This is a genomic window from Rhodococcus sp. NJ-530 (assembly GCF_003860625.1).
Taxonomy (GTDB): Bacteria; Actinomycetota; Actinomycetes; order Mycobacteriales; family Mycobacteriaceae; genus Rhodococcus_F; species Rhodococcus_F qingshengii.
On record NZ_CP034152.1, the window covers coordinates 1,312,584 to 1,334,999 of the forward strand.

Annotated in this window: 20 protein-coding genes, 1 tRNA gene and 1 pseudogene; 9 read left to right on the forward strand and 13 right to left on the reverse strand. The window is 61.2% G+C overall.

The genetic code is table 11. The features are described from left to right. Positions 1 to 81 precede the first annotated feature (81 nt). A complete protein-coding gene (locus tag EHW12_RS06040) occupies positions 82 to 735 on the reverse strand; it encodes a class F sortase (RefSeq protein WP_058038921.1) in 654 nt (217 codons plus the stop codon). Continuing rightward, complete coding sequence (locus EHW12_RS06045) at positions 736 to 2,034, reverse strand: ice-binding family protein (protein ID WP_125050407.1); 1,299 nt, start codon at positions 2,032 to 2,034, stop codon at positions 736 to 738. Between the two features lie 223 nt (positions 2,035 to 2,257). On the opposite strand from EHW12_RS06045, the gene EHW12_RS06050 reads away from it, so the two are divergent. Next, positions 2,258 to 2,974, forward strand: a complete 717-nt coding sequence (locus EHW12_RS06050) for a TetR/AcrR family transcriptional regulator C-terminal domain-containing protein (RefSeq protein WP_042452349.1) — start codon at positions 2,258 to 2,260, stop codon at positions 2,972 to 2,974. Positions 2,975 to 3,330: 356 nt separating this feature from the next. On the opposite strand, the gene EHW12_RS34560 is transcribed toward EHW12_RS06050, so the two are convergent. The 5 genes from EHW12_RS34560 to EHW12_RS06070 form a co-directional block, all read right to left on the reverse strand. Continuing rightward, a complete protein-coding gene (locus EHW12_RS34560; RefSeq protein WP_164490551.1) occupies positions 3,331 to 3,474 on the reverse strand; it encodes a hypothetical protein in 144 nt (47 codons plus the stop codon). A 58-nt stretch (positions 3,475 to 3,532) separates the two neighbouring features. Continuing rightward, the gene (locus EHW12_RS06055) at positions 3,533 to 3,994 is read right to left on the reverse strand and encodes an Hsp20/alpha crystallin family protein (RefSeq protein WP_007726499.1); all 462 of its coding nucleotides are present in this window, start codon (positions 3,992 to 3,994) and stop codon (positions 3,533 to 3,535) included. 186 nt (positions 3,995 to 4,180) lie between these two features. Continuing rightward, positions 4,181 to 5,065 (reverse strand): MBL fold metallo-hydrolase, encoded by an 885-nt coding sequence (locus EHW12_RS06060; RefSeq protein ID WP_042452347.1) that lies wholly within the window; start codon positions 5,063 to 5,065, stop codon positions 4,181 to 4,183. A 137-nt stretch (positions 5,066 to 5,202) separates the two neighbouring features. After that, the gene (locus tag EHW12_RS06065; protein ID WP_125050408.1) at positions 5,203 to 6,456 is read right to left on the reverse strand and encodes a wax ester/triacylglycerol synthase domain-containing protein; all 1,254 of its coding nucleotides are present in this window, start codon (positions 6,454 to 6,456) and stop codon (positions 5,203 to 5,205) included. 46 nt (positions 6,457 to 6,502) lie between these two features. Then, positions 6,503 to 7,798, reverse strand: a complete 1,296-nt coding sequence (locus EHW12_RS06070) for a hypothetical protein (RefSeq protein WP_206434850.1) — start codon at positions 7,796 to 7,798, stop codon at positions 6,503 to 6,505. A 552-nt stretch (positions 7,799 to 8,350) separates the two neighbouring features. Between EHW12_RS06070 and EHW12_RS06075 the strand changes: the two genes are divergently transcribed. Both EHW12_RS06075 and EHW12_RS06080 read left to right on the forward strand, forming a co-directional pair. Beyond that, entirely contained in the window at positions 8,351 to 8,968 is a 618-nt protein-coding gene (locus EHW12_RS06075; RefSeq protein ID WP_125050409.1) for a DUF1109 domain-containing protein, read from the forward strand. Between the two features lie 200 nt (positions 8,969 to 9,168). Further along, positions 9,169 to 9,660: an FBP domain-containing protein gene (locus EHW12_RS06080; protein WP_007726512.1), complete on the forward strand. Its 492-nt coding sequence runs from the start codon at positions 9,169 to 9,171 to the stop codon at positions 9,658 to 9,660. A 149-nt stretch (positions 9,661 to 9,809) separates the two neighbouring features. Here EHW12_RS06080 and EHW12_RS06085 read toward each other — a convergent pair whose 3' ends face one another. From EHW12_RS06085 to EHW12_RS06100, 4 genes are all read right to left on the reverse strand, one after another. After that, the gene (locus EHW12_RS06085; RefSeq protein WP_125050410.1) at positions 9,810 to 10,550 is read right to left on the reverse strand and encodes an ABC transporter permease; all 741 of its coding nucleotides are present in this window, start codon (positions 10,548 to 10,550) and stop codon (positions 9,810 to 9,812) included. Continuing rightward, entirely contained in the window at positions 10,547 to 11,482 is a 936-nt protein-coding gene (locus EHW12_RS06090; RefSeq protein ID WP_042452339.1) for an ABC transporter ATP-binding protein, read from the reverse strand. Before EHW12_RS06090 ends, EHW12_RS06085 begins: the two co-directional genes overlap by 4 nt. After that, on the reverse strand, positions 11,479 to 11,841 hold the full coding sequence (locus tag EHW12_RS06095; protein ID WP_007726518.1) for a GntR family transcriptional regulator: 363 nt from the start codon (positions 11,839 to 11,841) through the stop codon (positions 11,479 to 11,481). Before EHW12_RS06095 ends, EHW12_RS06090 begins: the two co-directional genes overlap by 4 nt. A gap of 2,486 nt (positions 11,842 to 14,327) precedes the next feature. After that, positions 14,328 to 14,401, reverse strand: a tRNA-Gly gene (locus EHW12_RS06100). Between the two features lie 305 nt (positions 14,402 to 14,706). On the opposite strand from EHW12_RS06100, the gene dcd reads away from it, so the two are divergent. The 3 genes and pseudogenes from dcd to EHW12_RS06120 all read left to right on the forward strand — a co-directional run bounded on the left by dcd (position 14,707) and on the right by EHW12_RS06120 (position 17,436). Next, entirely contained in the window at positions 14,707 to 15,276 is a 570-nt protein-coding gene (gene dcd, locus EHW12_RS06105; protein ID WP_003943702.1) for a dCTP deaminase, read from the forward strand. A gap of 25 nt (positions 15,277 to 15,301) precedes the next feature. After that, positions 15,302 to 15,586, forward strand: a complete 285-nt coding sequence (locus EHW12_RS06110; RefSeq protein WP_058038931.1) for a hypothetical protein — start codon at positions 15,302 to 15,304, stop codon at positions 15,584 to 15,586. 328 nt (positions 15,587 to 15,914) lie between these two features. After that, positions 15,915 to 17,436, forward strand: a pseudogene (locus tag EHW12_RS06120) (hypothetical protein). Positions 17,437 to 17,439: 3 nt separating this feature from the next. Here the strand turns inward: EHW12_RS06120 and EHW12_RS06125 are convergent. Both EHW12_RS06125 and EHW12_RS06130 read right to left on the reverse strand, forming a co-directional pair. Then, entirely contained in the window at positions 17,440 to 18,192 is a 753-nt protein-coding gene (locus tag EHW12_RS06125; protein WP_075832447.1) for an IclR family transcriptional regulator C-terminal domain-containing protein, read from the reverse strand. Next, a complete protein-coding gene (locus tag EHW12_RS06130) occupies positions 18,192 to 19,703 on the reverse strand; it encodes an APC family permease (protein ID WP_125050411.1) in 1,512 nt (503 codons plus the stop codon). The genes EHW12_RS06125 and EHW12_RS06130 overlap by 1 nt, the downstream gene beginning before the upstream one ends. 238 nt (positions 19,704 to 19,941) lie before the next feature. Between EHW12_RS06130 and EHW12_RS06135 the strand changes: the two genes are divergently transcribed. Genes EHW12_RS06135 through tatA form a run of 3 tightly spaced genes read left to right on the forward strand, consistent with a single transcriptional unit; the run spans position 19,942 to position 22,409 of the window. Next, positions 19,942 to 21,522, forward strand: a complete 1,581-nt coding sequence (locus tag EHW12_RS06135) for an FAD-dependent oxidoreductase (protein WP_007726538.1) — start codon at positions 19,942 to 19,944, stop codon at positions 21,520 to 21,522. A 39-nt stretch (positions 21,523 to 21,561) separates the two neighbouring features. Next, positions 21,562 to 22,233, forward strand: a complete 672-nt coding sequence (locus EHW12_RS06140) for a Rid family hydrolase (RefSeq protein ID WP_007726540.1) — start codon at positions 21,562 to 21,564, stop codon at positions 22,231 to 22,233. After that, entirely contained in the window at positions 22,233 to 22,409 is a 177-nt protein-coding gene (gene tatA / locus EHW12_RS06145; RefSeq protein WP_003943732.1) for a Sec-independent protein translocase subunit TatA, read from the forward strand. Before EHW12_RS06140 ends, tatA begins: the two co-directional genes overlap by 1 nt. The last annotated feature ends 7 nt before the right edge of the window (positions 22,410 to 22,416 follow it).

A 22,416-nucleotide genomic window follows, 5' to 3' on the forward strand; every position in this document is an offset into this window, starting at 1 on the left:
CACGGGAAAGTGGAATACGGTCATTGCTCTCCAACGGTTCGTGCGGACTTTCGAAGTGGTGTGCTGCGGCGTCTCAGGCGGTTAGGCCAGGTCGGCGAATGCGATGATGTTGTCGTTGTAACTGCGTGCGGTTTCGTCGAAGGATCCACCGCACGTGATGATCCGGAGTCCGGGGTGGTCGATGTCGCCGTATACAACGTCGGTGGGAAAGTCCTCTTTGGGGAAGTGTTCGACACTGGTAGCGGTGAACACTGCGCGACTTCCGTCTTCGCGGGTGACGATGATGTCGGCTCCTGTTTCGAGATTCCGCAGATCGAAGAAGACCCCGTCGGTGCCTTGCCAGTCGACGTGGCCGGCGATGATTGCCGGTCCGACCTCACCGGGGGCGGGAGCGCCGGTGTACCACCCTGCGTCCTTCCCATCCGGTGGGACCTCGAGTGCTCCATCGGTATCGAGTCCGAGATCGATGATGTCGGTGTCGACGCCGATGGACGGGATTTCGAGTCGCGCGGGGCGGTGGTCAGCAGTTACCGGCGCCCTTTCGGGTAGTGCAGAGTCAGTGGCGCGCGGCGCGGATGTGGTGTCTTGTCGAGGCGACGAGTGTGGTTGTGAATTTCCGCTGTCGGATTGTCCACCGGCGCATCCGACCACCGTTACGAGTACTGAAACAGTAAGGGCGAGAGCCGTGATGGCTCGGCGAGTTCGCGGAGCCATCACGGAGTTTTCGTCTTTCATCTATCGACTCGTCCGACGGATGACGAGGGCCGACATAGCCACGACGCTGAAGAAGCCGACGAGCAGGGCGATCCATCCTCCACTGGACTGTCCGCCGCGTTGGGATTGTGTGCTTCCGTCACCGGTGTCGACCGACCCTCGTGGTACCTGCTGCACCTGAGGGGCTCGAACATTCGGGGATTCCGGGCCTACCGGTTGAGTGGTCGGGGCACCCGTTCGAGAAGCTGACGTCGTCGGCACCCGGGACGGGACGGTTACCGTCCCGGGAACGGTGGGAGGTATTCCCGGCAGTGGTGGGAGACCGGGAATCTCGGGTATGGACGGAATGTTTCGGCTGGTCGTGATGATCGGCGGTACGTCCACAGTGGTTGTAGTCGTGCCGTTCGGCCCTGGTGTGGTGGTCGTCGCTTCCACCGGTGTACCAGTCGTGGTTGTAGTCACCTCCGGCGGGACGACCGTCGTGGTTGTAGTCACCTCCGGCGGGACCACAGTCGTGGTGGTAGTTGTCGCGGTGTCAGGCGGGACCGTAGTCGTCGTAGTGGTCGGAGTCGTGGTCGTGACAGGAGGCGCACAGGTCGGGATCGTAACGGTGTTCGTATCCAGAGTGACCGCGCCATTGATCGCCAACAGTCGACCCTCGACGGTTGCCTCGGTTGTGGCAGTAATGTCTGTCAGCGCCAAGAGGTTTCCTCGGAAGACGGAGTTGGTGCCGAGGGTGGCGGAACTTCCAACCTGCCAGAAAACATTGCACGCCTGCGTTCCGTTGATCAGTGCAACGGTGCTGGACGACGATGTGATCAGCGTTGATCCCGCTTGGAAGACGAAGACTGCATCGGGGTCACCTTGCGCGTCGAGGGTGACGGTTCCCGACAGTGCGATCGACGAACCGGAGTTGTAGACACCCGAAACCAGTGTCCGACCGGTCAAATCGGCTCCCGTCGGTTGTGTGGGTCCCTGACCGGCAAGAGTGTTGTAGGCAGTCAACACGTCGGGTTTCGCTCCCTGCGATACCGCGTCGCCACCATGATTGGTGCCGGTAATCGTCAGGTCCGATACACCGGTGATGGTTGGAGTCGGATACGTGCCGATATCGCCGCCGAGGGTTGTCGGTCCGGTGTTGGTGATTCCTGCTCCGGCAAGGACTGCAAAGGGCTCAGCGGTGCCGAGTCCGACAGCAGTCGCTTCCGCGCCGGCAGTGCCGGCCGGCAAGACGAGAATGCCGACGGAGAAAACGGAAATCGTTGCAATACCCGAGAATTGAAAGAACCGCGAACGTCGTGTTGCGGTGGGTGCTGTCATGTTCTGTTCATCTTCGATCCTTTGAAGAAGGGACTCATGCGACGAAAGTGAGTCCGTACGTCCGCGCCGACTCCGGCGCCGGGACGTATCGATGAGCGCCCACGTAAATCCGGACATTCCGGGTATACGATGTGTGTATACGTTGTATGCATAGGGCGTATCCGAACAGTAAACCAGCCGTACTGTTCTGTCAACGCGTAGGCATACGATGTATGTTTTGTGGATGACCGGACACTCGCCAGATCGCACTAAGGGTTTGATTCCCGCCGCGGACCGCGAGGAGCCCCTCACCAGGGCGCTCGTACTCTCGACGGCGTTGGCGATCATCGACGAGGAAGGTGCCGACGGCCTCTCCATGCGCCGACTGGGCAAAGCGCTCGACAGAAATCCGATGACTCTCTACAGGTACGCGGCCAACAAGGCGGCCCTGCTGGACGGGGTCGTCGAGACCGTGCTCGAACAACTGGTCGTCGACCCGTCCGATCGCGACTGGAGGGGGCAGCTGCACGCAGTTGCGTACGGGTATCGCCGCCTCGCGCTCGCGCACCCCAACGTGGTTCCTTTGCTGGTCACTCGGCCGCTGTCCACCCCGCTCGGATTGCGTCCTCCCGGGACGTTGCGCTACGTCGAAGCGATTCTCGAACTGCTGATACGGGCCGGTTTCACTCCTGAAGACGCATTACACATCTACCGAGCAGTGTTCGGCTTCCTCAACGGGCACATTCTCAACGAGCTTCAGGAAATAGTCGAAAATCCCGAGGAGACGGACGATCTCTTGCGACTCGGTCTGCATCGGCTTGCGCTTGCCGAGTTTCCGAGACTGCGGTCGATGGCTACGATCATGGCTCACTACGACGGGCAGGACGAACTCGAGCGCGGTCTGGCAATCCTTCTGGAGGGTCTGGCGACGGCATCTCCTCCGACGAGGGTTGAGGGCTGACCACTTTCAGTTTGGGTATCGACATGAGACGACCTCGACGGCCACACAATTCAGGGGACCGACGAGGTCGGTAAGCGTCAGCGCAGTCACTGACGTCTACATTTCAACCGTACGAGTCACGGTTGGCAGGTGGCGGCGAGCTTCGTCCTTGTTGTGTGAGTGTTTCGTCCTGCTTCGCCCATTTCGGGCGGTTCCTGACCTGCTGCAGGTGATGGCTCTTCGGTTCGGCCGGAATGCTTCATCGAGCTGAACGTGTGTAGAGCGCCTGTAAATGTCTTCCGTCCGCCTCGGTGGACGGACGGAAGGCATCAATTCATTTGTGGGTGACCGTATTCGGCGAACACGGTCTGGTTTTGTCAGGGTTGAAATTCTTCTTTGGTGGGGTTCTCGGGCGGGGTGGCCGCGAGGATGCGCTTCCACCAGCCTTGCCGCTGCGGGTCTTCGTTCCAGACGACCGGTTCAGCCAGAGCTGCGGCGGGGGCCATGATTGGCGCGGGCATAGTGGACCTCCTGGATGAAAGGCTCTCGTACAGTCGATTTCGTGCCAAGCCGTTCAGGTCAGGCTTCGATCTGTCCTTGGGTTTTCACCTCGGAGTTTGCGGTGCGGGACGGTGGCCCCGACGAGATTTCGATCCGCCGCGGTTTCGCCTTCTCTGCGATCGGCAAGGTCACGGTCAACACGCCGTTGTCGTATGAGGCGACGATCCGTTCGGAATCGATGTCCTCACTGATGGACAGCTGCCTTCTGTATGTTCCTGTGAAACGCTCACCGGCCAGCCACGTCACTCCCTCTTCGGAAATGGCGCTGCGGTGCGCGGTCAGGGTGAGGGTCGAGCCGTCTACCTGTACGTCCACTGATCCTGGGTCGACGCCGGGAAGATCGGCGTGAAGGACGTAGTGGTCATCGATCTTGTAGAGGTCCATCGGCATGAAGCGTGGACTTCGGCTGCTGCCGGTTCCGGTGGCAAGCAGGGACTTGGTGATCGCGTCGATGTCGGTGAAAGGATCGAAACGAAGCACAGCAACACACCTCCCGTATCGTCTAAGAAAGGTCACCGTCACCTCGACGGCGACCGAACTTACTGTGCGAGAACATGATAACCAGCCAAACTGGCACTCTGCAACCTCGAGTGCCAGATTTTTTCGGTGAACTTCGGTCCGATTTTCGGAAGTATCCGAAATGGCGCGATCAGTTCGCCAGGGATGTCAGAGGGTCCGGCGAAACACCTTGTCTTCGTCGACTGTGACGGCACCGGATGCGATGAGTCGTTCGAGGTGTAGCTGAGCTGTCCGTCGTTCGACGGCGTCGACGTACGGTGCCGATACGTGGGGGCGGTAGACGAGTCGATGAGCGACTATGTCTTCCAATAGTTTTGGTTCGCCGAGGAATTGGATGAGACGGTCTTCGCGGCTCAGTAATTTGTCGCGGTATGCGGACAACCGGCGACGGAACTCGTCGCTGCCCTCGACCACGCCCTTCTGATGGAATGTTCCGTACCAGCGTGCGTCGATCGTTGCGACGTGGTCGATGGAGTCGAGGAAGTCGTTGACGCTGCTACCCAGGTCGCCGTACATCGGGCCGAAGGAGGTGAGGTCGATGTCGGCGACGTAGAAGAAGCCGTCGGGTTCAACGAGGACCCCGCAGTGTCCGCGGGTGTGCCCTGGCAAATGAATGACTGTCGCAGTGCGGTCGCCGAGGTCGAAGACGTGGCCGCCCGCGATCCCCGACACGTTCTCGTGGGTCGGGGGTATGCCGTATTGCGTAGCAATCGACTGCTGGACCTCGACTCGTTCGTTCGGAGGAAGGCCGTAATTGGTGAGCATCGTGTCGAGGGATGCGACTGCGGGTGCGTCGAGATGGTGCGCATAGGCCGGGGTGTCGAAATGGCGTAGTCCGGCGATGTGGTCCTCGTGCCCGTGGCTGACGAATACGAGGTCTGCGCCGACGGGGTCGCGGTCGAGGGAGAGCGAAGGGTCGATGACGAGCGTGCTTTCAGATCCGTGCACTACCACGGTGTTCCCGTAGGGGACGGCACCACCGTTCTCAGGAACCAGTACCGAGACCTTGCCGAATTCTGCAGGTGTGAACATCTTTCGCCTTCCTCGTGACGATCGTGTCGTGACGACACCGGCTTGCAGGCTCGAATCAGTGGAGATGTTGTCGAGACGTCTCGACAGTATCCGTTGCCCAAGCGGCGAGGTGCATCGGATAGTGGCAGTAGATCCAGTCAGTGTGCAGTGCCGGCTATTTCGTCGAGAGTCCGTTCGACGGCTCGGGCGATCTTGCTTGCAGGTGGGAGATGCTCGGCATCGGCCTGGATTCCGATCCAGAATGTGTCGTTGTAGGACGCTGCGGTGAAGCCGACGCGGACATTGCCCGCCAACGGGCCCAGGGGCCAGAGTTCGACTAGCGCTGCCCCGTCGAGCGTGAGCGGGCCGCGCGGTCCATGGACGTTGGACACGACTGCACCGATCATGTGCTGCCGCTTTGCGAGCTTGTCGAAAATGCCGGCGATACGCGGTGACCGAAAGGTTGTTCCCGCAGCGCGTGCGGAAGGTTTGGCCGCAGCGGTTTGCTTCGCGACGATCGCGACTGTGCGTTGTGGGTCGGTTTCACGAAGTGGAAGGTCGATGATCATGAACCCGACGGCATTGCGTGCGCTACCGATCGCTGTGACTGCGACGGGTACCGATACCGCAATCGACTTGGGGATGGGCTCGCCGCATTCTTGGAGGATGAATCGCAGTCCGCCGCCCACCGCAACGAGATAGGCATCGTTCAAAGTGCCTCCCGCTTGCTGCGCGGCATGCTCGATCAGAGAGGTGCGGACGTTGACGGACGAGATCGATCTCGTGGGACCAATGGCGCCCAGCAACACCCGTGATCGAATTGGCCGGTGCAGGAAAGTACCGATTCGAAATCGGAGGAGGTCGAGGGAACCGGCGGCCTTCGGAGGGATGTTCGGCACGGGAGCGCCCGGGTCGGTACTTTTCGAATCAGGTGAGGCGAACAAGCGCTCGAAAAGGTCGCTGGCTCTGGCGCCGTCGAGAACCGCGTGATGCACTCGGATGACAATGCCGCACAGACCCGGTCGAGCTGCAGGAACGAAGGCGATGTGCCACAACGGTCGGGTGGTGTCGAGGGGTTGCATCACGAGTCGACCACAGACGGATTCGAAGTCGGGTTCTGTAGGCCCGCGTTCGTCAAGCGAGAGATGGAGGTCGAAGTCGATGTCGTTTTCCGTCCACCACCATGACCCGTTCCGCATGATCGGTCGCTGCCGCAGTAACGGCTCCTGCGCGATGTGAGCGGCGAGAGTGCGGTGAAGTCGCACTAGATCAGGTTGACCGTCTCGATCGACGAAGCCACCAGGAGCGAGCAGTCCGGCAATAGTGACCAGGTAGGGCTGGACGTGCACACCGAGCTGGAAGCTCGCAGCGTCGACGGGTGATATCGGCACGTCGGGTGTGGTGTCGACCATCTGCTGAGCCTAATCGAGGCGACACGGTGGACGGCGCTGGTTTCGGCTAGCGGATCACCAAGTCGTGGTCGGTGGCGCTGAGCGTGATCGCGGCAATGGGGTTTCCGCGCATCCAGTCCTGCACGAACGCGTCCAGAGCGGGGTTCGATGCCCGATCCGCGTACGCGTCCGACGGGATCTCGATTGCCCCGACGAGGTGGCGCGGATCGGCATCGAGGCCGGATGCGCGGGGAGTCATCCGTAGTCCGTCGGCGGTGTGCAGGACGACCGGAAGAACGGTGCCATCCGGTGCAGTCACGGTCGCGGTCCGTGTGGTGGCGACCGGGTCGAAATGGTCCACGCCCAGTCGGTATCCGGACGGTTGTGCGTGCTGGCCGATCGCGTCGAGCATGCGCGGATCCACCACAGAGTACGGAAACCCGATGTCGATCAGAGTCTGACCGTCGATGGCACCGTCGCGGGCGGGCAGGGTCGTGGACAAGTGCCAGGGGGCAGCGGGGGACAGGGTATCCGTCGACCGGTCTGTCGGCGCGTTTTCGATCAGTGTGCCGAGGAGGGACGCGCCGGTCGGCGTGAACTCCCAGGCATCCCCGACGAGATCCTTGTGCCAGAAGCCGGATTCGGCGCCGCGGAGACCCTCGACGCGCAACTCCCGCCGGTTCGGGCCGGGACCGAGTGAGTGCACACTGATCGCGGATGTGACTTCACCGGGAATTTTGGGCTGGTGCACCCAGTCTGGGGCCGGAAGTCGGATCGCGGCGGTGCTGCGGTCGAGTGTTTCGGCCACGAGGTTGGGTGCCGACGGCTTGTCCGACTGGTCTTCCCAGCTGTAGCGGAAGAAGATCGAGTCCGATCCCGAAGAATCGAAATCAAATGTGCGGGTGTATATGTCGCCGTACTTGTTCATCACGAAAGTGGTTGATCCGGCCGCCGACAGCGAGTCCGCCTGGAATCGCCCGCCGAGCGGGCCGCCGATCTCGTAGCTGTCGTCGTTGGGCAGCCACGGGTCCGCGTAGGTTATCCGGCTGCCGTCCCCGGTCAACGTGGGGATCATCGTCATCTTGGCGAGTCCGACGAAGTGAATCCGTCCTGCGACGTCGGTGAAAGTTTGGTTGTCCCAAGGCGACGAGACGCTCAGTGCCCACCCGTTCGGGTGGTCTCCGGGGAGTTGTCGGCCGGGACCGCTCCACAGCGGTGCGCCCCATGCCGAGGTCCAATTCCACACCAGCGGATCCTGGGATGCGTTGTCCATCGTGTAGATCCAGCCGTTGTCGTCGACCGCGACGAGTTCGTCGTCGTCCAGTGATATCCCGACCAGTCGTCCACGCAGGCACTCGGGCATCGGCACGAAACGCCACGGTTGAGCCGTTGATGCGCCTGTCTCTCGCGGCCGAGCGAGTAAGTCGTGGTCGACTAGCGCGAAGTCCCAGAAACGATTGAATTGCGTAGTTGGCGTGCGGATCTGGACCGAGCTGGGGGCGGTTGAACCGGTGAATGTCGGTAGGTTTGCCAACCCGACTCGACCTCCACCGGAGGGCGCACCTGGTGGCAGTTGGGCGGTTCCGAATGATATGCAACTGGCCGGCCCAGGTTCGGTGGGCGCGGCAGCGGCGAGGGGAGTGGACCACAGGAGGGCGGCGGAGAGTAGGACGCCGACGCTCAGCAGTCGCGGTCGGTGCGGGTGCGAAACTCCACTCGCGGTCTCGTTCACCGTCCGATTGTCGCATGATCGGCACGTTGAATCTGCGAATTGTGAGGTTTGTCCATCTGTGTCGGTTGCGGCGAGAGTGCCGATCGCTGCGTTGGTTGTTGTGAGTGGAACGAGAGTGCGTGTACTGCAAAGGTATTCGCCGTGTAGCTGAGTTTTGCCATGACCTGCAGATACGGTGGGGTGATGAGAAGGCCGAAGTCGCTGGGTGAATGGTTGGTAGCTGACCCTCCGGAGTCGTCCAAGCCACCGGGGCCGATTCTTTTGGCATTCACCGTTGTTCCGCTCATTGCGTTGGTCTGCCGGCATTACGGTTGGTGGCCTTCGCCGTTCGGGGAGTACAGATGGTTGGATCCCTTCCTCGTCAGCGCCGCGGCTCTGCTCATCTTGATCGTGGTCGGTCTGGTGTGGGCGATCCGCACCCTCTATGCCCTTGGCCAGGACCGGCGGTGGTCGTGGTGGATTCTGTCCTCCCCGATCGCCGTCATCGCTGCAGTAGCTCTGGTGTTGTTGATGCCGCCGGCAACTTTCCTCGACAAGAGCGGAGAGTTCGAGACCATCGCGATTGGTCTTTTGGAGCAGCCTGAATCGACCGTGGAAGAGCTCGAGATCGGCCAGTTCGATATCAGTAGTGCCCATGTCGTGCGGCCGGATGAGGTCTACTTCATCGACAACGACAGCATGTTCATCACCTCGAGTGGGTGGGTGTGCTCGCCCAGCGGCCCACCATCGGGGTTCGATGATTTCTCCGCAACTCACCTCGGCGGACCTTGGTACGAGTTCACGGCGGTATGGCGTGACTGATAAATCGAGTGGCCTGTAACGCAGGCCTGTAGCTACCATCGCGGTGTGGATACGTACACGGTGACGCCCCATGGGCGTGAGGGGGTTGTCGGCGTCGTCTTCGCCGGCGACAGATAGCGCATTTCGGACCCGACAGCACTTGGTGCTGATCGGGCCATGAGCTGTACCCACCTTCACCGAGCCACGATTGGTATACACCCATGATCATTTTGACCGATACATCTATTCGTTCCAGCCTCGTCAACGCGAGTCGTAAGGAGAAGTCCGATCTCACCCTGCCGGACGGCTTCGGCACCATCGACTTCGACGCTCTCGACTACCTGGGCTGGCGAGATCCGAAAATGGGCCGACGCGCCTACGCGATCGTCCCGACACTCGACGGGGAGACCATCGGAGTCTTGCTCGTTCAAGCCGAGGCCACTCCGCGATCGCGCGCCCAGTGCTCCTGGTGCCGCGACACGCGACTCCCCAACGAGGTCGTCTTCTACGGCGCCAAGTTGGCCGGGCCCGCCGGTCGACGTGGCAGCACGGTCGGAACACTGATCTGCCGAGACTTCCAGTGCTCGTCCAATGTTCGTAACGACCCCCCGCTCCCGTATGCCGGCTACGATGCCGCCGCTGCGCGCCAGAACCGGAAAGATGAACTGGTGCTGCGGGCTTCGAGTTTTGTCGAGCGGGTGGCTCGGCAGTAGAGCGGACCAAATCGGGGACGAGATAGCACCCTGTTGCGACGTTCGTCCCCCTTTCCTGACTCAGGGAGGGGGACGAGCTGTCTAGACGGGTTTGATCCGACGAGCACTTCGAGACGACGCGACATGTGGCGTCGCACATGATTGCGCGGTCACGGCGTTGCTCGACGCAACGTCGCCCAGGCTCCGGCGATGCACGCGATGGCAAGGGCCAGAGGGAGTAGTGCCATCGGTACCACTCGGGGAGTATCGACAAACCACGAACCGATCGCCGGCCACCACCCAGCCCAGGTGATCGCGATCGCTGACAAGCCGAGCAAGCCGAAAAGCCCGGTGAGGGAGGCGAGTAGACCGGTGATCCTCCACCGCTGGTAGATAGCACCTGCCAGCATTGCGATCGAACTGGTCAGCAGCAGCGTCGCGAACAGTGCGAGCAACTGTACGGCGGTGTTGTCGGTGAAATAGCGTGCGATGCCGAACATGCGCATGTGCACACCCCAGCCGTTGGTGGCGGACTCCAGCACGGACAGCAGTTGCAGCGCGATTGCGAAGACTGCGGACTGTGCCAGCGCCATAACCGTGGTGGCAGTGAAGAACTCGCGGCGAGTCACGCTCAGTCCGAGCGCGAATGGGAACGTCTGCGTCATCGACTGGAGGTAGAACGCCAGCACGAAACCGTAGACCGAGAACACACTGCCGGTGAATCCCCCACCCTCCTCGTTCCCGACGATCGCGTAGATAGTGAAGCTGATCAGGAACGAGATCAACAGGATGCCCACCGGCCAGGCGATCAGCAACGGCCACGCGACCGTGTGCAGTTGTAGGACGGCACCGATCCTGGACCGAGCGGGCGTCTTCGGGACCGTCCGTGGCTCTGTCGTTGCGACACTCATACGGTGATCTCCTTGCGCTGCGTCGAAGTCGCGATGACAAGTTCCTGCAAAGATGCCGGTTCCACTTGGACTCCAGCCTCCCGCAGTCGGTTTCGCTCGGTCTCTGTCACATCGGCCTGCAACATGATTCGGCTGTGGGCGCCCAGTGTCTCCCGGCGCAGGACCCTGCCGGACGCAGCAACGGCATCCACCGCATCAATGGGACCGGATACCACCACGGCGCGGCTACGCAGTGCATCCGCGTCTGCGTCGACGACAATCCGGCCGCCGTCGACGACAATCACGTGCTCGAGTAGATTGGCTACCTCGTCGATCAGGTGAGTCGAAAGCACCACAGTGCGAGGATGTTCGGCGTAGTCCGCAAGCAGGCGATCGTAGAACAGTTGGCGTGCAACGGCATCGAGACCGAGATACGGCTCGTCGAAAAGCGTCAGGGGCGCGCGGGAGGCGAGTCCGATGATCACCCCCAATGCCGACCGCATGCCGCGTGAAAGCTTCTTCACCTTGCGACAGAGGGGAAGTTGGAAGTCGTCGAGCAGTGTCTCGGCGAACGCGTGGTCCCAATTCGGGAGTAGATGGCCGGCGGCGACGAGTACGTGCTTGACCTTGAGGTCTTCGGGGTACGTCTGGCTTTCCTTGACGAAGCACACGTTTGCCAGGACGTCGGCATTTTCGAAAGGGGCAGCGCCGAATACCTCGACGTCGCCGCGGGTGTGCAGGTCCTGCCCGGTCAGTATCTGCATGATCGTCGTCTTGCCTGCGCCGTTACGGCCGAGCAGACCGTAGATCTTGTTGCGGCTGATCTCGAACGAGACGTCCGCGAGCGCGTCGACATCCCCGTACTTTCTGTCCACGGAGCGCATCGAGGCGACAAGTTCAGTTTCGTCGAAACGCCTGACTCGGGGCTCGGTCGTTGTCGTGCTTGCGTTCATCGGTCCGCCTTCCTGTCGTCCAGCATGGATTTGAGTTCGCCGAGGGAAATCTGGAGCCGGTCGGCCTCCGCGACCAGCGGCTCGATGTACTGGCGCGCGAACGCTTCTCGGCGTCTGAACCTGAGTGCGTCGCGGGCACCGACCGTGACGAACATTCCGATTCCCCGTTTCTTGTAGAGGATCCCCTCGCCTACGAGCTGATTGAGGCCCTTGGCTGCCGTCGCCGGATTGATTCGGTGGAACGCCGCCAGTTCGTTGGTTGAGGGCACCTGCCCGTCTTCCGGCAGGGAGCCGTCGATGATCGAGCCTTCGATCTGCTCGGCGATCTGCTGGAACAGTGGTCGTCCGTCGTCGATCACGATGATCGATGCCCGATGTTCACTGGTTCATTACTCATGTAATGAACCATAGAACGTCGTGGGGCATGTTGGCAATGAGATCGCGGAATCTGGCACCGATGACTTGGGTCTCCGAGCGCTACCCATCGGGACATTCACCGAGGCAACAGCGGTGGACAGTTCCGCCAGTGGTCGCAGGGGCGACAACCCGCGGGGCGTTGCACCACAGGCATTGAACTTCTGCGGATCAGTGGAACCGCCCGTTGTAGTTGGTCGACCACGGGGCGGGGCACCTTCGGGTGGCCGGTAGATATCGCCTCAATGAATTCGGCCACCTCGTCGAAGGCGGCAACTATGTAGCGGGGGACATTCTGCATGGACGTTGTAGATGGGAGTTCGCTATGCGTTGACGCAAACGCCAGTAAGCATCGGCAGTTCGCCACCCAACGTGAAGCCGGAGAAACCAGAAGCCTCGGCTTCCGGTCGTAACCCGCAGTCGTAGAACAGAAGCCGGACCGCACGCCGCGGTCGGGCCCCTTTTCGTCAACCCAAAGACGGAGTCGTATCCACCGCAAGTAGGGACTTAGCGCCCCGTTTTGGTGTTTCTGTACTGATTTGCAATCCCGATACGTACGCTTCCGGCCAGGGAATCGGACACTCGACCAGCAGGGGTATCTATGCCGAATGTGACAGTGAAATTCGGGGGTTCAGACCCGGAAACAGCAGACCTCGCACGCCGGGCACTGCAACCAGTACTAGACAGCATCTACCGCACGTACCGCAGGAAACCGCTCCCATTCGTCGAAGCCGCACTTAGACGCGCAGGTCGAGGAAGCTTCTCACAAGCAGGAATTGAACGATTCGCCGACTACATTTCAAGAGGAGACCGACCGATTCTCACCACATAGCGGCCGCTCGTGATCAGGCCGAAGACCGAAGCGCTTCCACCGGCTACCTGTTCGACGACCTAAATTGGTCAGTGCCAACTAGGTACAGGTCCATCGTGGTCAACATCAACATCAAGAGACAGCGCCCGCCCGCGTCCGAGATTGGTAGCTTGCCTCACCGTGGCAAGGGCACTCGAGCCAGCAGACGTATTCGATCAAACGGAGCTGAGAAGGCTGATTCAGCAGATGCACATTAATCGACCTCTGTGTGAATTCTGCTCACGGTGCACACTCGCGTGATCAAACCAGTCGGCGCTGTGACATTCGGTTGCTGATCCTATTCGGGGCGGCCTCGACCGACTATTTGAGACCTGTCAAACATAAGCTCCCTTCCTGGCCAGGTAGGGGAGCTTATGTTTGTGACCATCGCACGATCCACGCATCTTCTGATATGCAGGTTTCAGGCAGAGCTGAAAATGTCATCCACATGCGGTCGGCCGATCTTCTCTACAAGTCGGGAGCGGTTAGTGGCCCTGCGCCTTCTAATGAGAAGGGGATCGTGGAACCGTTCGCCATCGCCACGATCATGTTGACGATAGCAAAGAGGACGTTATCCATTTGAATTCACCTCCTCTCTCCGTCTGGGGCCCGGCAGTATTCGCTACTGCATACAGGGCAGATGTCCTGCTATCGAAATTGAGACCTGCAATGTAAGCGGCGAGCCTGGACCGAATGAGGTGACTGTCCTGATATATCCGAGGCCATTCGAGGAGTTGTAGTCCACCAACCAAGATCCACCAGAAGCACCTGCGCCAAAGTTGCCCGGTTTGGCAGTTGCGTGAGAAGCCGTAGTTCGAACGTCATAACCAGGGAAGACGCTGCGATGCTTGCGGGGAATGAGGTTTCGACTCTGGACACTTACGGCCTTCTATCGAATTGGGGCCAATCTGCCGGTTTCTAAAGATCGTCGGGAAGGTAGCACGACGCTAATGTGACAGTCCTCGAAACTGGGGTATTTCTTCGAGCTTTATCCGGCTCTCCGGATCCGTGCAGAGCGATGGTCGTGCATTGGGACTTACGGTTAGGGCTGTCCGATACTTAGGAAGAATACGTACTTGATGCTTTTCGAAGGTGATTTTTGACGCACTTGGGTCCTTTCACAGTTGTGATTGTGAGAAGACCTGCATTCGTGCGTGAGTTGTGGTCCTCGGCGTATGGGTGCGCTACGGCAGATCGTTTTTGCAATATTCAACTGACAAGCTGCGCGGAGTCCGAGCGGAGACAGTTTCCAAACCCATTTGTTGGTAGTCGCACTCGAATCACTGATGGAAGGCAAACGAACCGAGGTACCGGCGACCATCGGCTTCGAGGTCGACAGCACTCTCCTGACAGTGCGCGCAATGGACACCGATTCAGGCCGGGGGACGACCAGTCGGACTGCATCGATGAACTGCAGAGTTCCGAGACGCGGTCCTCTAGCACCCCCATTTTCGTTGGATTCACATTGACTGATCACTGAATGGAGGGGGTTGTGTACCTGCCGTGTACCTGTCACAGGATTGGGACCCAAACAAGCGAAGTTCGACTGCCCCAAAAGGGCTCTGAACTGCGGAGAATCTGTGGAGCCGATGACGGGAATCGAACCCGCGTATTCAGCTTGGGAAGCTGATGTTCTACCATTGAACTACATCGGCGTCGCAGCCGACCGGACGTGTTTTCACCGCCGATCAACGTGCTTTCCGAACATTATCAGACGAGCTTTCAAGCGGCGGTGTCCCCGGCCGCCATTGATCAACACAGGCGTGTCGAAGTCGGCGCCTTCGGTAAATGATTTGCCCAAAATTTGTGCGCAGGAACACCTTTCGGGATGGAGAACTTGAGATAGGTGAGGCTGGGTTCTCCCGTGGGAGTCCAGAACCCGCGCATCGTGTTCGGTAACCACAGTGTGATCGCCCCGGCGATGGGCCGGCACTGCCCGCAGAACCGGTAGCCTCTACCTGTGCTGCTCTCCGATCGTGACATCCGTGCCGAAATCTCCGTTGGACGTCTGGGTATCGACCCTTTCGACGACTCCATGGTGCAACCGTCGAGCGTCGACGTGCGCCTGGACGGTCTGTTTCGGGTTTTCAACAACACGCGGTACACGCACATCGACCCGGCACTGCGCCAGGACGAGCTGACCAGCCTGGTCGAACCGGCAGAGGGCGAGCCGTTTGTGCTTCATCCCGGCGAGTTCGTTCTCGGTTCGACTCTCGAAGTGTGCTCACTGCCGAACGACCTCGCCGGCCGCCTCGAAGGTAAGTCGAGCCTCGGGCGCCTGGGCCTTTTGACGCACTCCACCGCCGGCTTCATCGACCCGGGTTTCAGCGGCCACATCACACTGGAGCTGTCCAATGTCGCAAACCTGCCGATCACGCTCTGGCCGGGAATGAAGATCGGACAGCTCTGCCTGCTCAAGCTCTCGAGCGCTGCAGAGTTCCCCTACGGAAGCTCCGAGGCCGGATCCAAATACCAGGGCCAGCGCGGCCCGACACCGTCGAAGGCGTACCTGAACTTCAACCGCGGCTGAACGAACGAACTTCGGGGGGAGTCGCATGATCGGAATTTTCTACGGTCTGGTTTTTATGAACTTGTTGTTCGTGACCAGCACCGTGTGTTTGATGAAGCCGTCCAAAGCCAGTGTTGTTGCGACCGTCTGTGCAGGGGTGGCGTGGCTGTTCTTCAATGGACCGCTGGAAGGTCAGGTCTTGTGGTCGTTGAACAGAGAACACGGTCTGACGGTCTCGGATCTGATGTCGCTTGTTGCCTTCGGCATCGCCGCTCGTGGTTGGAATCAGGTTCGCAAAGCCCGTGAAACCGTCGACGCAGATCGTTTCTGACCTGCGCGCTCACCTGGATTGACCGCCACGATTCGGACAGATGTTTCGACCTGGAGCACAACAGTCGTCGAATCGGGCACAATTACTGGTTATGTGGTGGATTGTCGGAGGCGTACTACTCGTATGGGTCGTGTGTTCCATTCCGATTGCCATCCTGGTGGGGCGGGGTATCGCGCGTCGGGACCGCGCGGAATTCGACGGGCGAAATCAACAGTGGGCCGACGAGGTTGTCAGGTCGATCGAGAAGCAATCGGAGCAGGACAATGCCGATCGGCGTAAGCCACCACTGATAAGCTGACCAGCTGGACTTTTCCGGAGGTGAGTGGGCATGGAACTTCCATCCGATACTCCCGACGACGTCGTGGCCGCGGCCGCCGGCGGACCAAGGGTTCCGCAGTTCGATCCCACAGTGGGGATTCCGGTAGTTCCGCCAGGGGAGATGCTCCCCACCGGTTGGTGGTCATCGGCGATTCGCTGTCTCAGGGATTCCAGAGCGGGGCGATCTTCAATACCGATCTGTCGTATCCGGCGATCATTGCTTACCAGCTGGGCCGGCTCGACCAGTTCCGCTTTCCCCGTTACGGCGGCCCGGGCGGGCTTCCGCTCAACATCGAACTGTTGCTCCGCACCCTCGAGGAGCGCTTCGGCCCACGGCTCGACCTCTGGGAGGTGCCGCTCGCACTCTTTGCTGCGCGCGCGTTCATGGATCAGGTAGAGGACTATTGGGAACGCGGACCGGGCAGCGAAGCGCCGACATTCTCGACAATCAACCACAACCTCTCGGTGTACGGGTGGGATCTTCGTGACGCTCTGACCAAGACGGCGCAGGGCTGCGAGGATGCTCTTCACCAACCGCACGACGATTTGATCAGCCAGATCGTCGAGAACAACGGCGAGCGCGCCGCACTGCGAGTTCTGCCGCGAGGCTCCGACGCCGAGAAGCGTATGACCGCGTTCGACGCAGCAGCGGAGTTGGGCAAGGAAGGCATCGAAACTCTGATCGTCTTCCTCGGTGCCAACAACGCGCTCCGCACCGTCACCGAACTTCGAGTCGAGTGGAGCGGCAACAACTTCCGTGATCCGGGCGGCAAGCGCGACTACACGGTGTGGCGGCCTGAGCACTTCGCGTCGGAGTATGCCGAGGTGCTCGCCGCGATCCGCAAGATCAACGCCCAGCACGTCATCCTCTGCACCGTCCCACACGTGACCATCGCACCGATCGCCCACGGGCTCGGCGGCAAGATCGAAATCGGATCCCGCTATTTCCCGTACTACGCGCGACCGTGGGTGCGCGACACAGACTTCGACCCACAGCGCGATCAACACATCACCGGCGCGCAGGCGTGGGCCGTCGATACCGCAATCGACGTGTACAACGACGGAATCGAGCAAGCCGTCGCGAATGCCCGTCGGGTGGGGAAGGACTGGTACCTCTGCGATATTGCCGGGTTGCTCGAGCGCGTGGCCTCACGGCGCTACGTCACCGACGTCAATGCGCGGCCGTCATGGTGGACGCCGTACCCCTTCCCAAGGCGCTGACCGACTTGCAACCCGTGCCGGACTCGCTGTTCCTCTCCGCCGACGGTCGCGGCGGCCGCGCTTCGGGCGGCCTCTTCTCGCTCGACGGCGTTCATCCCACGACAGTCGCGTACGGGGTGATGGCGCAAGAACTGGCGAACATCATGGTCACGGCAGGGGTCCAGTTCGACCGCGCTCAGATCGATTTCGACCGACTCGTCCGACGCGACACCTTGGTGCGCACTCCGCCGCAGAATCTCGATTCCACGCTCGGCGTCATCGGCTGGGCCGACGAGCATCTCGACTTTGCCAAACGTGTGTTCGGCCTCTGACTTTCAGCTTGCCTTCGACATCGACGGTGCAACGATGCGTTCCGCGTACTCCCGCAGCAGTGCCACCAGGTCTGCGTCGTCGACGGAAAGTCTGCCGGTCGGACCTATCGCAGCCAAGGCGCCGACGACACACCTTTCCGCGTCGTGGATCGGGACGGCGACGGCGGAGCGTCCGACACGAATCTCGTCGACCTCACGGGCGGCCTCACCGCGCCGGATCCGCGAGAGCTCGAGTTCCAACGCGTCGCCGTCAGTGATGGTGTGTGCGGTCACCTTTCGCAGTGGGGCCTCGGCCAATTCGGGTCGGTTGGCGAGGAGCAGCTTCCCGATAGCCGACGCGTGAACGGCTGTGACCAGTGTCCGTTCACCACTGAGTTCGTGGTCGGGATCGCGATCGACGAGCCGAATTCTGTTTTCTGCAAACGACGCGAGGTAGACGCCGAACCGTAGCTGTTCGCGGAGTTCTTCGAGGAGCACCGAATTGTCGATGGGTGTGGGTTCGGCGGCAGCCCCGGCTAATTCACGGGTGCGTCGGCCTAGTGCGAAGCCGGAGAGGTCGGCGATCCGAACCAGGTAACCGTCGGCGACAAGGATGTTGAGTAACCGATACGCAGTGGCAGGTGGGATGTCGGCCAGGGCGGCAATGTCCTTGGCGGTGGCTCCCGATCCGAGCCTGGCCGCCGACTCGAGGAGGGCAAGGGCGCGCTGAACCGCTCGGGGTTCGTGCCCACCGAGGTCGCGTGGTCGGCCCACCATCAGCGGGCGCCGGCAGTCGGCTCGCCCACCAGCACGATGTTTCCGGCTGCGTCGGTGGCGAACACCCCAGCTCCTGGTAGTACGTCCTCGGTTTCGGGACTGTCGAAAGCGCCGACGTGCAGCAGACTTTTGGGGCTTCGGCGTCGCAGGTAGAACTGCCAGAGTGTGCCCGAAGTCAGGATCACGAGCACGGCGATCGGTGCAACGTACGCGTGGTCGATCGTGTTGGCATAAACCAGGTAACCGAGGACTATCGCTCCGGCACCACTGCCACACGACGCGGCCGCGAGAACGCCGGGAGTGTGCTCGCCGATCCGTGTCAGGAAGACAACGGATGCGATAGCCGTCAGTGCATAGGCCACGATGACGGCGCCGCGAACAGTCAGTCGAACGTCGTCGAAGATTTCTCCGCGCCCGAGAACGGCAAAGGTTCCGCCGCCCAGCAGGACGGTGCAGACCACGGTAGTCAATGCGAAGTAGGGCGTACGGAAGGCACTGTGAACCGAGGCGAACCGGCGGGGGAGTAGGCGCTCGACACCGAACGAATAGACCAGGCGTGACGCAGCATTGGACGACGCCATCGACGACGCCAGCCACGAGCAACCCAGACCGACGTTGAGAGCGATCACGACACCGGGGCTCACGCCCGTCGCCGTTCCGTGGAGATAGGCGTTGACGAGGGTGTCACTGCGCCCGGACCAAGCGGCCCAGCCGGCAAAGATGAAGAGCGATCCACAGATGATCGGAGTGAGAAGGACTGTGCGGGTGACGGTTACCAGCGGCCGACGAGCCTCGGGGCCGAAGAAGGCCGCGCTCTCGAATCCGGCGAGAGCAAACACGGCAGCCAGAGCGGTGAGCAGTAGTCCGTGGCCGGAGGTGGGCGGAACGATCTGCGCTTGTTGACTTCCGGAACCGCCCAGGATCATGAGCCCGACGATGAACAGAAGGGAACAGCTTTCGACGACGAGGATCGCGAGCGCGGCGAATCTGACACTTCGCACGAGGGCACCGAGAATCAGCAAGGCTATCCCCAGATAGAGCACGATGACGTGAAAAGTCTTGTCCACGTGCACACCCGCGAAGCCGAGCAACGCGATTGCCGCCTGCCCGCCGTGATAGAGCGTCATGACCGCGCTGCCGACGTATTTGACCAGCATGGCGATGCCGGTGGTCAATGCTGCCCGAGTACCGAGGCCACGAAATACGAAGCTGTGCAATCCGCCCGACGCAGCCATTCGGCGGGTGAACTGCGAAACACAGAAAGCAATGAGCGTCACCAGCACGGTGGCGGAGATGATGGTGATCATCCCGCTCAACAACCGGCCGTGCGTCAGCATGGTGACGGGCAGAACCACCATCGACACAGCGGGAGCAGTGGTCGCTACCGACTGGGCCAGCACCTCGGCACCGGAGAGTTGCCGACGGCCCAACGCGCGCAGCGGCGATCGCGCCGGGGGCTGCTTCTCGCGCGTGGTGAACGACCGCGCGATGGCTTCGGTGAGAGCGGACATGTCGCGTCACGCTAGTCCGGTTCTGTAACGCCGATATTGCGGGCATGCTTCCGCTGATCGCACTCGGGTGAGAGAGCAAGATGCGAACGCTCGCACGTTTCTCACTCGGTCCCCACCGACTGTTTCCTGCGCGTCAAGTTCCGGACCCAACGCTCCTGAAGTCTGTGTTCAACACCAACCACCCGGGTCACCGGGAGCACACTGGGGAGCTCGAATGCCATACACACGTAGATCTTTCATGCGCAGCCTGGGAATCACCGGCGGCGCGGGCCTGGCGCTCGGTGCTATGTCGTCCATCGGCCTGGCGCCGGCAGTGGCGTCGACGCCGAGGCGATTTCAGGCACCTGCTGCGGGTGACCTGATCGGAAAGGTCAAGGGAAATCACTCCGTCGTGATCCTCGGCGGCGGACCGTCCGGGCTGTGCTCTGCCTACGAACTGCAGAAGGCCGGATACAAGGTCACCGTCCTCGAAGCACGCAACCGCCCGGGTGGTCGGGTGTGGTCGATCCGCAACGGCACCGAAGAAACCGACCTGAACGGTGAGACACAGACCTGTTCGTTCTCCGAGGGGCACTTCTACAACCTCGGTGCGACGCGTATTCCGCAAAATCACAACACCATCGACTACTGCCGCGAACTGGGCGTCGAACTGCAGATGTTCGGAAACCAGAACGCGAACACCTTCGTCAACTACACCGGCAACAAGCCGCTGGCGAATCAGTCGATCACCTACCGAGCAGCCAAAGCCGACACCTACGGATACATGTCCGAGCTGCTGCAGAAGGCCACCAATCAGGGCGCTCTCGACCAGGTCTTGAGCAAGGAAGACAAAGAAGCACTCTCGTCCTTCCTCACCGACTTCGGCGATCTCTCCAGCGACGGCCGCTACGTCGGATCCTCGCGTCGAGGGCACTCCGCGGAGCCGGGCGCCGGCCTCAACTTCGGAACCGAGATCGAACCATTCGGGATGAGCGATGTCATCCAGGGCGGCATCGGGCGTGCATTCTCCTTCGAGTTCGGTTACGACCAGGCCATGACGATGATGACCCCCGTCGGTGGCATGGACCGGATCTACTACAAGTTCCAGGACGCGATCGGGATGGACAACATCGAGTTCGGCGCCGAGGTCAGCGGCATGAAGAACGTGCCGGAAGGCGTCACCGTCGACTACGTCGTCGACGGCAAATCCAAGTCGATCACCGCCGACTACGCAATCTGCACGATCCCACCGCACTTGATCAAGCGGCTGAACAACAACCTGCCCTCCGATATCCTGCTCGCGCTGGATGCCGCCAAGCCGTCGTCGTCGGGCAAGCTCGGTATCGAGTACTCGCGTCGGTGGTGGGAGACCGAGGACCGCATCTACGGTGGCGCGTCAAACACCGACCGCGACATCTCCCAGATCATGTTCCCCTACGATCACTACAACTCCGACCGCGGCGTCGTCGTCGCGTACTACAGCTCGGGTAAGCGTCAACAGGCTTTCGAATCGCTCACCCACCGTCAGCGGCTGGCAAAGGCCATCGCCGAAGGCGCAGAAATCCACGGCGACAAATACACTCGCGACATCTCGTCGTCCTTCTCCGGAAGCTGGCGTCGCACCAAGTATTCGGAATCCGCCTGGGCATCATGGGCCGGCGCGGGAGATTCCCACGGCGGCATGGCAACTCCCGAGTACACCAAGCTGCTCGAACCCGTCGACCGGATCTACTTCGCCGGCGATCACCTCTCCAACGCCATCGCCTGGCAGCACGGGGCCTTCACGTCCGCGCAGGACGTCGTGACCCACCTGCATCAGCGTGTTGCGCAAACTGCCTGACGTGCTTCGTTTCCCATCACTTTTTCTGGAGGTCTAATCATGAAATCTCGCAGCACCAAGGTCCTTGCAGCGGCATTCGCCGCCACCACGCTACTGGGCTTCGCCACTGCCTGCTCGTCTGACGAGGCGGACGCCGAGACCACATCGAGTTCGTTCGTCTCGAAATCGATTCTCGAAGCGGGGCAGGCAAACCCGATGATCGCTCAGGGCGTCGCGATCGGCGGCGACACCGCAATCTACAAGACCAGCGGCATCGGTCCGTCGGCAGGAAACAAGGCGGCGCCGGAAGGTTCGCCGGAGTCGTACATCGACGGTCAGTTCTCCGGCGGTGTTCTGCCGACCGGTGTCACCGTCACCGAGGCGCAGGGCATCAATGTACTCAAGAAGATCCGCGACAACCTCGAAGCTCAGGGATTGAGTCTCGAAGACGTCGTGACGATGCGCGTCTTCCTCGACAACGCGCCGGGATCGGACAAGGCCGACTACACAGGATGGAATCGCGCGTACCGGCAGTTCTTCGCCAACACCAATCTCGACACGGGTGACACCGAGTTGGTGCCGATGGGCACGGCCGAGCCGATCGCTCCGATCGAGCGAAACAGCGCCCGGCCCACCCGATTCGCCCTCGAGGTTGCCGGACTGCCCGTTGCCGGTTGGCTCGTCGAGGTAGAGGTCGATGCGGTGTACCCCGACGGCAAGGAACCCGCCTGATGGGCGCGCTCAGCCCGACTCACTGGGCGATCGTCGCAGTAGTGCTCGTGGTGCTGTTCGGTTCGAAGAAGCTGCCCGACGCGGCCCGGGGCCTCGGCAGGTCGATGCGGATCCTGAAGTCCGAAGTCGGTGAACTGCAGTCGGATACGGACCTCGCGTTGGAGCAGCGAGACTGACCCCCGT

Excerpts from the sequence above, each read along its gene's own strand:
- EHW12_RS06070 (WP_206434850.1), bottom strand. The coding sequence starts at position 7,798 with ATGCCCGAGTGCCTGCGTGGACGACTGGTCGGGATATCACTGGACGAC.
- EHW12_RS06090 (WP_042452339.1), bottom strand. The coding sequence starts at position 11,482 with ATGAACGCAAGCACGACAACGACCGAGCCCCGAGTCAGGCGTTTCGAC.
- tatA (WP_003943732.1), top strand. The coding sequence starts at position 22,233 with ATGGGCGCGCTCAGCCCGACTCACTGGGCGATCGTCGCAGTAGTGCTC.
- EHW12_RS06130 (WP_125050411.1), bottom strand. The coding sequence starts at position 19,703 with ATGTCCGCTCTCACCGAAGCCATCGCGCGGTCGTTCACCACGCGCGAG.
- EHW12_RS06125 (WP_075832447.1), bottom strand. The coding sequence starts at position 18,192 with ATGGTGGGCCGACCACGCGACCTCGGTGGGCACGAACCCCGAGCGGTT.
- EHW12_RS06050 (WP_042452349.1), top strand. The coding sequence starts at position 2,258 with ATGACCGGACACTCGCCAGATCGCACTAAGGGTTTGATTCCCGCCGCG.
- EHW12_RS06065 (WP_125050408.1), bottom strand. The coding sequence starts at position 6,456 with ATGGTCGACACCACACCCGACGTGCCGATATCACCCGTCGACGCTGCG.
- EHW12_RS06110 (WP_058038931.1), top strand. The coding sequence starts at position 15,302 with ATGATCGGAATTTTCTACGGTCTGGTTTTTATGAACTTGTTGTTCGTG.
- EHW12_RS06045 (WP_125050407.1), bottom strand. The coding sequence starts at position 2,034 with ATGACAGCACCCACCGCAACACGACGTTCGCGGTTCTTTCAATTCTCG.
- EHW12_RS06085 (WP_125050410.1), bottom strand. The coding sequence starts at position 10,550 with ATGAGTGTCGCAACGACAGAGCCACGGACGGTCCCGAAGACGCCCGCT.
- EHW12_RS06075 (WP_125050409.1), top strand. The coding sequence starts at position 8,351 with ATGAGAAGGCCGAAGTCGCTGGGTGAATGGTTGGTAGCTGACCCTCCG.
- EHW12_RS06135 (WP_007726538.1), top strand. The coding sequence starts at position 19,942 with ATGCGCAGCCTGGGAATCACCGGCGGCGCGGGCCTGGCGCTCGGTGCT.
- EHW12_RS06140 (WP_007726540.1), top strand. The coding sequence starts at position 21,562 with ATGAAATCTCGCAGCACCAAGGTCCTTGCAGCGGCATTCGCCGCCACC.
- EHW12_RS06060 (WP_042452347.1), bottom strand. The coding sequence starts at position 5,065 with ATGTTCACACCTGCAGAATTCGGCAAGGTCTCGGTACTGGTTCCTGAG.
- EHW12_RS34560 (WP_164490551.1), bottom strand. The coding sequence starts at position 3,474 with ATGCCCGCGCCAATCATGGCCCCCGCCGCAGCTCTGGCTGAACCGGTC.
- EHW12_RS06080 (WP_007726512.1), top strand. The coding sequence starts at position 9,169 with ATGATCATTTTGACCGATACATCTATTCGTTCCAGCCTCGTCAACGCG.
- EHW12_RS06040 (WP_058038921.1), bottom strand. The coding sequence starts at position 735 with ATGAAAGACGAAAACTCCGTGATGGCTCCGCGAACTCGCCGAGCCATC.